Here is a 6,590-nt window from a genome sequence, read left to right on the forward strand (position 1 = left end):
GGCTTCGTAGTTCCCGGCACCGTCGTTCCCGGAGTAGTCCCCGGCACTGTGCTGGGCTTCGTTGCCGTACTGGGGGCTGAGGAGGTGCTTCCTGCCGCCTTGATATCACTCGCCGCCTTGTCGGCCTTGTCCTTGGCAGCCTGCGCCTTCGCATTTTCATCGGCGGACGCAAAGCCTGGCATGGTGAAATATGTAGACGAGTTGCTGACGTCGCTCGGGGCATGGATGAACGTGCCTACTGACGGGTTCAGCGCGCTGATCATTTTTCCATTACCAATATAGATGCCAATGTGTGACCAGTGGTTGGGGCCGTCAGGATTTTGCACCACAATGTCACCGGGCTGAGGATTGGAGGTTTCCACCATCGGCATCCACTGCTCCGTGCGGGGAAGCGCAACACCAGCCTGCGCGTAGGCCCACTGGACAAATCCGGAGCAGTCCCAACCGTACTCAAAGCTGGTGCCGCCCCACACGTAGGGGTGGCCCAGGCCTTGGTAGGCAGCAGCAAGGATGTCTTTGCGGACCTGGGAGATGAGCTCCGCGGAGATTTCCGGAACGGCTCCTCGCATCGCATTGACTGAACGGGCAAGATGGGGGGTGTTGCCGTTGGGATCCGTCAGGTCGAATATCTGCTTGGCAGCCGGCTTATTGGCTTGAATCAAGGTATTTGCGAAGGACAACTTCACGCCCAGACCCTGAGCGGCAAAGGAATCGAATCCAGCCGGTGACGCCACTTCAACAGTTGTGGCGAGCCGAAGACTCTCCTGAGAGCTGGCCGCTGCTGCAGCGTCCCCCGTGGAAGTGTCAGCGTACCCAGCCCCCACAAAACCACCCGACGCAAGCAGCGTGCAAACGACCGCCATGCTCAACTGGTAGGTCCTTGACTTACCTTGCGAAACCTTCACCGAACTTCCCCCTGTTTCCTTGCACGCGGTACTCATGAGCGTACGTCATTTTCCTGAAATTTCATGGCATTTTTTCGAACGAACACAAAGTTTCAGAACCACGCACAGCATCGCACCGTGCGCACCATATGTTATCCATATCACAGTGTAGGGGAAGAAGATCTTGGCCGCATCCACATGACACGATCTTCACACTCCATGACGCTGGGCTGTTGTAACTACCCCGCGCTGCGGATGATCCGGCGCGAGACAGCGACGGAAATGGCCGCTGTTCTGTTATCAACGCCCAACTTGTCATAGATGTGCACCAGATGCGTCTTGACCGTTGCCTCAGAGATGAACAGTTGTTTGGCGATCGCCTTGTTGCCCATGCCTGTGGCCAGCAGCTCAACTAGTTCAACTTCCCGGGCGGACAAAACAGGTGCTGGGTTTCGAATCCGGCCCATAAGCCGGGCAGCTACTTCAGGAGCCAGTGCAGTCTGACCAGCAGCCGCAGACTGCACAGCCGCACGGATCTGCTCAGGTGGGGCATCCTTGAGCATGTAGCCACTAGCTCCAGCCTCAACTGCCGCCAAAATGTCGGCATCCGTGTCATAGGTTGTCAAAATCAGCACGGGAGGGGCATCGGGCAGCAACTTGATGGCCTTCGTGGCACTCACACCGTCCATGCCATCCCCCATTTGCAGATCCATCAGGACAAGATTCACCGGCTCACCCAAGGCATGCAGGCGCTGCACCTCTTTAATGGCCGCCCCTCCTTCAGGAGCCTCGGCCACCACCGTGAACCCCTCAAATTCAGTGAGCATGGCACGCAGGCCAGCCCGCACCACGGGGTGGTCATCCACCAATAGGATCCGAATTTCGCTCATGCTATTTCCCCCTGCCCTGCATTGGTACCCATCCCCAGCGGTAGCCGGATGGCCACCACCGTCCCTTCCCCTGGGGCCGACTCAATGGCCAGCGTTCCGTGCTGCGCCAGGACGCGCTCGTGCAGCGACTGCAAGCCGAAGCCGCTCCCATCCGCCCTTCCGGCCACCGTGTCCGCAAGCTTTTCCGGCTCAAAGCCACGCCCGTCGTCGAACACGTCAAGGGTCACTTCGCTGCCCAAAAACGCCAGACTGACGACGGCGGACCCCGCCTTCGCGTGCAACCAGACATTGGCGAGGCTCGCCTGGGCAGCGCGCAGCAGCGTCACTTTGTAGGGTTGCGGCAAATCGACGGGCTCGCCGTCGAGCCTGAAGCTGCAACGCAATGAGCCCCCGCGCGCGGCAGCCTCACGCTGGGTTTTGGTGCATAGTCGGGACAAACTCTCCACCAGGGACGCCTCGGCAAGGGCCGGGGCGGACAGTCCGCGTACGAAGTTCCGGGCCTCGGCCAAGTTCTCCGCGGCTGTCGCCTCAATCATGTCCAAGCTCTCCTTGCTCGATTCAACATCCCCGGAGTTCAGGCTGCGCAGGGCAGCCCTGGAAACCAGAATGATGGAGGAAAAGCCTTGGGCCAAGGTGTCATGGATTTCCCGCGCCAGCCGGGCACGCTCAGCCAGCACCCCGGACTCGTGTTGTGTGGCCGCCAGTTCTGCACGGGTGCGTCGCAATTCGTCTGCGGCACGGCGCTGGACTTCACCCTCCTGGTACAACAACAGGTATGCCTTTGACGTCACTACCGCGAAGGCCGCACCAAATAGCGGACCCACAATGACAGGTAGCGGAGGAGCGCTCGCGCCGGTGGACATCCACTGCGCAAGGATTACCCCCACGGTCATAAGCACCACCATGCTGGGCCCCACCCATCGCGGAAGCAGGTGCAGGTGCAGGAAGAACAGCGGGAAAACAAGCCAGGAAAAGTCAACCGAACCGAGCATGAGAACAGCCCATATGAGTGTGATCAACGCCAGCCACACGACTGCGAAGCGCCGCGGATTCCTTTCCAGGGCACCAGTTGAAAAACGCTTCTCTGCCACAGTTCCCACCAGGTAGACCACGGCAAGCAGAACGGAAAGTGCAATGAAGAAGTAGCGCCCGTTCCGCCCTTCCGGTTGGATCAGAAGGCGTAGAACCCCTACTGCCAGCAGCCCGGCAAAGCCGACATGCAAGGTGACGCGCAGGAATCGAAGGATAGTGCCACTCGTCACGGGCGAGGCATCCACGGCAGACATGCCACCAGCTTATGCGGTGGCCTGCCCTCGCGGATCAACCAAATGGTTGACGAGCGGCTCAACCCTTTCGCAGCGACCGGATCAACCAACCCTGCGATGGATTCGGCTGCGATTCGCGGGATCGTGGAATTACAAGTTCGTCCACCCGGAAAGCAACCCTTTTCGGCCCATGAAAGTAGCTGCACATGTTCCTCGCGATCCGAGACATCCGCTTTGCCAAAGGACGGTTTGCCCTCATGGGCGCCGTTGTGGCCTTGATCAGCCTGCTTCTTGTGCTGCTTTCCGGACTCACAGCCGGGCTGGGCGACCAATCAACCTCGGCGGTAGCGGACCTCGGCAAGGCATCCGGCACCCCAGTGAGCCAGTTGGTGTTCGGAGCACCAGCAGCAAACGATGCCAAGGTCTCCTTCACTGAAAGTCAGGTCACCCAAAGACAACTCAACACCTGGGCAGGAGAAAAAGGCATTGCTTCGGCCGTGCCGCTGGGCATCAGCCAAAGCCGCTTCCAAGGCGCAGGCAACAGCAAGGGCATTACCAATGTGGCCGTGTTTGGCGTTGGGGAACCAGCTGTCGGCGAGCAGGGCGCGCATGCCGGGATCGCGCCGTCGGACATCAGTGACTCAACCGTTGTCATTGGTGAAAGTGTAGCCAAACAGCTTTCGCTTACCACCGGGGATGCTGTCACGATTGCCGGGAACGCGTTGAGCGTGGGCGCTATTGTGCCCGACCAATGGTATTCACACAGCTCCGTGGTCTGGACAACGCTTTCCACGTGGAAGAAGATGGCGCATCTCAGCGATCCGGAACAGCTGGCAACGGTGCTCGCGGTGACCTTCGAGAAGGGTACCTCCGTGGATACGGCGCCGATCAACGCAGCAGCGGGCACGGCCAGCACTACCCGCAGCGGCTCGTTCCAAGGGTTGGGCGGTTACAAGAGCGAAAACGGCTCCTTGCTGATGATGCAAGCATTCCTCTACGGCATTTCTGCCCTGGTGATCGTGGCATTCCTGACCGTCTGGACCGTCCAGCGCACCCGTGACATCGCCGTGCTCAAGGCCATGGGCGCATCCGGCAACTACCTCCTGCGCGATGCCCTGACGCAGGCCGCCATCGTGCTGCTGGCAGGGGCAGGCATTGGCGGGTTGGTGGGAGTGGCCGGCGGAATCGTCGCCGCACAAGCAGCCCCATTCCTACTCACACCGGCAACAACAATCCTGCCCGTTGCCGGCATCTTCGTCCTGGGACTGGCGGGTGCGGCACTGGCCGTCCGCAAAGTCACCCGAGTCGACGCCATGATCGCCCTGGGTGGGAACTGAACTGCGGACCGCAAGCCCTGCTTGTCCCCACTCTCCCTCTCCGAAATATGAATCGCTAAGGAATCAACCATGACTGCACTGAACCTGATCAACGTGACGCTGCAATACCCTGACGGTGAGGGGCTCATGACGGCATTGGACGCCGTGGACCTCGCCGTCCAACCTGGTGAGTTCGTTTCCCTTGTCGGACCTTCAGGGTCAGGCAAGTCCAGCCTGCTGGCAGTAGCCGCCACCCTGGTCAAGCCCACCTCCGGACTCGTGATGATCGACGGCGTCGACGCCACGGCACTGTCTCAGAAGGAGCTGTCCATCCTGCGCCGGGACAAGGTGGGGATCATCTTCCAGCAGCCAAATCTGTTGGCCTCGCTGACAGCCGCAGAACAGCTCATCATTACTGACCATCTGCGTGGAAAGTCCCTCCGCAACGCCGCCACCAAGGCCGCCGAGTTGCTGGAGTTGGTGGGGCTGGCCGATTCAGCCGGCAAGCGGCCACACCAGCTTTCCGGGGGCCAGCGTCAACGCGTCAATATTGCCCGCGCTCTCATGGCCCGTCCCAGGATCCTGCTGGTTGATGAGCCCACGGCTGCGCTGGACCATGCTCGCAGCGACTCGATTGTCCGTTTGCTGCGCGAGGTTTGTGACGAGTTCAACGTGGCCACCGTCATGGTCACCCATGACACAGAGTTTGTCCCCCTCACCGATGCCGTGGCCAGCATGCGAGACGGCGTCCTGACCGCCCCTGTCCCGGCTGCGGCAGGTGTCGGCGCGCACTAGGAAGACCCGGTGCCCGAATGCTCTTAGCAAATGGCTCGGCAAGCCTGCCGCCACGAAGGGCGGGAATGACTGCCCATGCAATAACATAAGGGAAACGCACGTCTAGACCAGCGCGATCGGAGCCACCCTCATCATGAAACGCATTGCAGCCCTTGCCGGCGGCCTTCTTCTAGCCTTCTCCATCTCCTCCTGCGGTGCAGCAACAGGCCCCGTGGGCACGTGGGGCAACGGTTACAACACGGATAAGCAGCCCTACCTTGAGTTGGCTCTCGGCCAGGAGCAAGACGCCAACAAGGCCGGCTTCCTCACCGGCAGTGATGGATGCAACCGCCTATCCGGGCAGTGGCTCATGATCGACGGTGAACTCACGTTCCCGCAGCTCGGTACCACCCAGATGCATTGCGAGGGCATGGACACGTGGCTGTCCAAGGCCGCTGGCGGCACCATTTCCGGCGACGTCCTGACCGTCACGAACTCTACCGGAGCGGTCATCGGCAAGCTGGATCGCCGCAACTAACACTGCAGTACACAAGCTGCCCGGCCCCTGTCACAGGGACCGGGCAGCTTTTTTGTCTAATCACAACGTGTATTCAGAACCTCAGGCTGGGCACGGGCAGGCCGAACGTATTCTTCAGAGCAGACCGGGCAGCGAACCAGCCCGCCATGCCGTGCACCGCGGGCCCTGGAGGGGTTGAGGCGGAGCCCAAATACAAGCCTTCTGCGGGGGTCCGCCAGGGGTCGGTGGAGACGATCGGCCGCTTCATCAACTGTTTCAGCGTCACCGCACCTGATGCAATGTCACCGCCAATGTAGTTGACGTTGTAGCCAGCCACGTCACGAGCGGTTTGCACACTACTCGCCAGGATCAAATCCCGGAACCCCGGGGCGTACCGTTCCACGGTTCGGACAATGTCTTCAGTGCAGTTCCGTGTGGAACCTGCCGGAACGTGGGTATACGACCACAGGGTGTGGTGTCCTGCCGGAGCGCGGCTGCTGTCAACCACACTGGCCTGCACTGCGAGCACATAGGGATTCTGCGGGTGCCGTCCAGCCAGCACCTCGGCTTCAGCAAACGCTATGGCTCTTCTCGATCCTCCCAGGTGGAGGGTTGGTGCCTTGGCCAGTTCTGCTGCCTTCCACGGCACGGGTCCTGACAAGGCAAAATCCACCTTGCACACGCCCGCCCCATATTCAAAGGATTCCAGCTTACGTATATAACGGTTCGGTAATTCTTTTGGGGCCATGGCAGCCAAGGCTCGCGGCGTCGTATTGCAGATGATGGCCCTGGCACCTGTGGCGGCTTTCAACTCCCCGATGCTCCGTACGTGCACGCCCACCTCAATCCGACCACCATGGGCCGTGAAGTCCTCTGCAAGGGCCTGGGAGATCGCAGCGGATCCACCTCGCGGCACCGGCCATCCTTGTGCATGGGCCAGCACT

The 6,590-nt window shown here is 60.7% G+C and carries 7 protein-coding genes; 3 read left to right on the forward strand and 4 right to left on the reverse strand.

Annotation, left to right across the window (positions count from 1 at the left end; translation table 11 throughout):
* The 3 genes from Q4P21_RS15450 to Q4P21_RS15460 all read right to left on the reverse strand — a co-directional run.
* Window positions 1–863 (reverse strand): C40 family peptidase (locus Q4P21_RS15450; RefSeq protein ID WP_303389615.1); only part of this gene is annotated, 863 nt, incomplete at its 3' end.
* Between the two features lie 260 nt (window positions 864–1,123).
* The gene (locus Q4P21_RS15455) at window positions 1,124–1,774 is read right to left on the reverse strand and encodes a response regulator transcription factor (protein WP_303389616.1); all 651 of its coding nucleotides are present in this window, start codon (window positions 1,772–1,774) and stop codon (window positions 1,124–1,126) included.
* Window positions 1,771–3,060 carry a sensor histidine kinase gene (locus Q4P21_RS15460; protein ID WP_303389617.1) on the reverse strand — a complete coding sequence of 430 codons (1,290 nt, stop codon included), beginning with the start codon at window positions 3,058–3,060 and terminating at the stop codon, window positions 1,771–1,773. Before Q4P21_RS15460 ends, Q4P21_RS15455 begins: the two co-directional genes overlap by 4 nt.
* 185 nt (window positions 3,061–3,245) lie before the next feature.
* Between Q4P21_RS15460 and Q4P21_RS15465 the strand changes: the two genes are divergently transcribed.
* From Q4P21_RS15465 to Q4P21_RS15475, 3 genes are all read left to right on the forward strand, one after another.
* Window positions 3,246–4,376, forward strand: a complete 1,131-nt coding sequence (locus Q4P21_RS15465) for an ABC transporter permease (RefSeq protein ID WP_303389618.1) — start codon at window positions 3,246–3,248, stop codon at window positions 4,374–4,376.
* Between the two features lie 69 nt (window positions 4,377–4,445).
* Complete coding sequence (locus tag Q4P21_RS15470; protein ID WP_303389619.1) at window positions 4,446–5,150, forward strand: ABC transporter ATP-binding protein; 705 nt, start codon at window positions 4,446–4,448, stop codon at window positions 5,148–5,150.
* Window positions 5,151–5,283: 133 nt separating this feature from the next.
* Window positions 5,284–5,667: an META domain-containing protein gene (locus Q4P21_RS15475; RefSeq protein ID WP_303389620.1), complete on the forward strand. Its 384-nt coding sequence runs from the start codon at window positions 5,284–5,286 to the stop codon at window positions 5,665–5,667.
* A gap of 73 nt (window positions 5,668–5,740) precedes the next feature.
* Here Q4P21_RS15475 and Q4P21_RS15480 read toward each other — a convergent pair.
* A partial coding sequence (locus Q4P21_RS15480) for an NAD(P)/FAD-dependent oxidoreductase (protein ID WP_303389621.1) occupies window positions 5,741–6,590 on the reverse strand: 850 nt, incomplete at its 5' end.

Source organism: Arthrobacter sp. (assembly GCF_030540645.1).
Classification (GTDB): domain Bacteria; phylum Actinomycetota; class Actinomycetes; order Actinomycetales; family Micrococcaceae; genus Specibacter.

What these genes read in the sequence shown, in the direction of transcription:
- Q4P21_RS15455 (WP_303389616.1), bottom strand. Translation starts at nt 1,774, where the DNA reads ATGAGCGAAATTCGGATCCTATTGGTGGATGACCACCCCGTGGTGCGG.
- Q4P21_RS15460 (WP_303389617.1), bottom strand. Translation starts at nt 3,060, where the DNA reads ATGTCTGCCGTGGATGCCTCGCCCGTGACGAGTGGCACTATCCTTCGA.
- Q4P21_RS15465 (WP_303389618.1), top strand. Translation starts at nt 3,246, where the DNA reads ATGTTCCTCGCGATCCGAGACATCCGCTTTGCCAAAGGACGGTTTGCC.
- Q4P21_RS15470 (WP_303389619.1), top strand. Translation starts at nt 4,446, where the DNA reads ATGACTGCACTGAACCTGATCAACGTGACGCTGCAATACCCTGACGGT.
- Q4P21_RS15475 (WP_303389620.1), top strand. Translation starts at nt 5,284, where the DNA reads ATGAAACGCATTGCAGCCCTTGCCGGCGGCCTTCTTCTAGCCTTCTCC.